Origin of the sequence: Phocaeicola coprophilus DSM 18228 = JCM 13818, from assembly GCF_000157915.1 — a bacterium.
Lineage (GTDB): Bacteria > Bacteroidota > Bacteroidia > Bacteroidales > Bacteroidaceae > Phocaeicola > Phocaeicola coprophilus.
Genome location: NZ_EQ973638.1, coordinates 99,261 through 101,921, shown reverse-complemented (window position 1 = coordinate 101,921; position 2,661 = coordinate 99,261). Strand labels below are relative to the sequence as shown.

The following is a 2,661-nucleotide window of genomic DNA, read 5'->3' as shown; positions in this document are numbered from 1 at the left end:
GGGCCTCTATTTCCGCACGCTTTACCAGTGCGGAATCAATTGCTTCCGCATCGTCCACCTGACCGTAAAGGTTGGCTCCAGCGATTGTGCGGAACGACAGCTTGTTCTTTGTGGCTGCCGTTTTCTTGTATTTATTGTGCAGAGCCCAGTAATAGAGTTCTGGAGTGAGCGCTCCCGTACCGGTTTCCATTACCGTAATCTGGTTCTGCTTGGGTGAATCATGGTTGTAGGTCGCATACTGTGCCTGAGCCATCGTAGCCTGAACGGCTATCACGGCAAGCAGTGTTAATGTCCTTGATGTCTGTTTCATGTCTTTATTGTTTTTATCATTAATAATCCAGACGACCGGCACCGCGCCAGCGGCCGAAGGCACCGTCTATGATTTCCTGTTTGGTCCTTTCTCTGTATATCTTCGCTTTCCAGTAGCCGATTCTTACCTGTATGTATCTCCAGGTCTCTATGTAGGCCTGGTTCAGATGACGCTCGATGCCATCCAGTGAGCGGTTTACCGATTCCAGTACCATCAGTAGGTCGGCGGTCGAGCAGGCGGCGGCTCCCGTTGCATAAAGCACAAGGTCACTTACCGACCTGTATAGCTGCTCTCCGTCGTGGGCAATATCCCGTATGGCTCTTTCGTTAATGGTGATTATCAGCAGGTCCGACGGATCTACACGCCCATGCTGCAGTATCTTTTTGTTATAGGCTCCCAACATGTCCTTGTAGTCACTTATTCGGTCGCTCACCATGTTGTAGGTGTCCTTTACATTCAGCACCGTCCGCAGCGACTGGTACATCACGTCAATCACGTCAAAAGCCCGGGTATAACGGTCCAGATCTATATTCAGTTCCTTGTAATTGCCTACCTCGTCCCGGCTGTATTCATGCAGCAGCTTGTTGCTGTATTCCAGCGTACTGCGTGCCAGTAGCAAACTGCGTTGTTTCTTATGGTCGTTGATGTAGGCTTCTACCGATACGATGTCAAAAGTCCATTGGGCTTTTGCAGCATCCGGCAGAAGGGTAATCAGCAACAGACCGATAATCAGATATTGTTTCATGGCTCTGCCTCCTTTCTGCTTGTCCTTTCCGGAAGGTTCCTGGCATTCTCCACCCATCGTTCCTGGCATTCTTCCACCAGTGTCCGGCGTCGTCCCTCGTCCCAGTCGGGTGTAGGGGCGATGTCCTTCAGTACGCCAATGATACTCCGTTTGTAGTGCATCATCTTTTCCAGTGATACAAGGTCTGCGTATATATTTGTGATGCGCGAATCTACTTCTCTGGCTATCTCCAGACGGTCGCTTGACCAGAGCAGATGATATACCTCTCCGGTGGGTGTCTCTTCCAGCGGAGGGGTTTTCATGTATTCTGTCGTAATCTTGCACGACGGGTACTGGCGGGCGATTTCCGCTATGCGGTCATTTACCAGCTTCGTCTTTTCCGCATCGGACATGCCTGGGTCCAGAGTGATTACTTCGGCTACATGGGTATCCGTGTACTCCGAGGTCAGTTCCCAGCTTATCTGTACGATAGCGCGGTGTATCTTGATGCCGAGAAAATATTTCGGCTTTCTGGCTATGGATACCGTTGCCTGGAATGTGATCACCCCATCAATGTTGGGCATGGTGGCCTTTCGGACAAATGTATAGCCGCTCCATGAGCCGCTGTCCTCCCAGTTGAGTCCGTAGGTGGTCTTGCAGTCCTGCATGATGGCCGGGATGCGGTAATAGTCATCCGTAGCCACCGAATTGTCCTCTGCAGCATCGGCTTTGGCCTGTTCGTATTCCGACAGCTTCTGTTCCCATTCGGAAAGTTCCGCCTTCAGCTTGTCTATCTGCGTTTTGTTTGCATTGTATTGCTGGCGGAGTACAGCAGCTTCTTCCACACTGGCTTCCGAAATCTTTTTCAGCAATATGGCGTTTTCATCCTCCAGTGCCTTTATCTGTGCTTCCAGCGATGCTTTCCTGTTTTGAGCTTCCTGAATCATGCCGTTTAGTTCCGACAGATCCAGTTCGTCATCCGTAACCGAGGTTTGCATGGCACATTCTTTTGTGTGTGCGTTTGGAGAGCTGCCGCATTTTCTGCATTTGTACTGAGTGCTTCCTTGCCCGAGAGTTACACCATCCGAACAGGTTACGCTGATAGTCACACTCTCACATCCCTGAAGCTTTACTTCATCTGTGGTCTGGTAGTAGTTCCTACCGTCTGATGCTATATAATAGGTATAGCCGTCCTCGTTTTCGTTGAACTCTGACAGCAATGCGTTCAGCTGTGCCTTGAAGGTGTTCAGGTCCATCGAGTAGGAATCGAATATCTCTTCATAAACGATTTCCTCATGGTTCCAGCTTTTCTTTACATGGATCTCGTAGGCATAGGCTTTCTTGGTCTGTTTGCCGCCTCGGCTGATGATGTAGCTCTTCATCCAGTAATTTATACTGTAGTTGTATCCGTCATTCTGCCTGTTGAGCTGTTCCACGCGGTCTCTCGACCATCCCGCATATCGTTCTGAGTTGGCCAGTGCCTGTTCTCTCTGCGAAGCGTTTGGGTAGAATCCGGCATCTGTGGTGGAAAAGCGAGTCCATTCACCGCTGTTTAGAATGCTGTTGTCGTCTGTAGGAGGATAGTAGTCACACAGTACGGTGCTTCCCTGGTCGCGACGGGCTATAT

2 protein-coding genes and 1 pseudogene are annotated in these 2,661 nt (G+C 50.1%); all 3 read right to left on the bottom strand.

What is annotated here, in order from left to right; all coding sequences use genetic code 11:
- On the bottom strand, positions 1 to 310 hold a 310-nt coding region (locus BACCOPRO_RS07675), incomplete at its 3' end, for a DUF5045 domain-containing protein (RefSeq protein ID WP_040311311.1).
- A gap of 19 nt (positions 311 to 329) precedes the next feature.
- Positions 330 to 1,055 (bottom strand): hypothetical protein, encoded by a 726-nt coding sequence (locus BACCOPRO_RS07670; RefSeq protein ID WP_008142442.1) that lies wholly within the window; start codon positions 1,053 to 1,055, stop codon positions 330 to 332.
- Positions 1,052 to 2,661, bottom strand: a pseudogene (locus tag BACCOPRO_RS07665) (hypothetical protein); the annotation flags it as partial. The pseudogene BACCOPRO_RS07665 and the gene BACCOPRO_RS07670, both read right to left, overlap by 4 nt.

Coding starts and splice junctions, on each gene's coding strand:
- BACCOPRO_RS07670 (WP_008142442.1), bottom strand. CDS start 1,055: ATGAAACAATATCTGATTATCGGTCTGTTGCTGATTACCCTTCTGCCG.